This window comes from Desulfonatronum sp. SC1, assembly GCF_003046795.1.
GTDB lineage: Bacteria > Desulfobacterota > Desulfovibrionia > Desulfovibrionales > Desulfonatronaceae > Desulfonatronum.
Genome location: NZ_PZKN01000256.1, coordinates 1 through 247, shown reverse-complemented (window position 1 = coordinate 247; position 247 = coordinate 1). Strand labels below are relative to the sequence as shown.

The window sequence follows — 247 nt, the reverse complement described above, 5'->3', positions numbered from 1 at the left end:
TAAATTTTTCCCTGTCGACATGTACAAGCTCCTCGGCAAAGTACGTCGAGTAGCTGGTCACGAAATGCACGCCGTCCATGGCGTCAATGACTGCCATGCCGTCTTCGGAATTCATGCCCTTGTCCAAGACCACAGTCACGTCTTGCCGACCATATTTTCGCATGGCATCCAAAACGTCTTCCAGAACGCACTGAAACACCTTGGAATCATGGCAGTTGCCCTCGTATTCGCGATAGAAAAACGGCAG

General features: G+C 50.6%; 1 pseudogene. It reads right to left on the bottom strand.

What is annotated here, in order from left to right:
• Window positions 1-247 (bottom strand): annotated as a pseudogene (locus C6366_RS19950) (transposase); the annotation flags it as partial.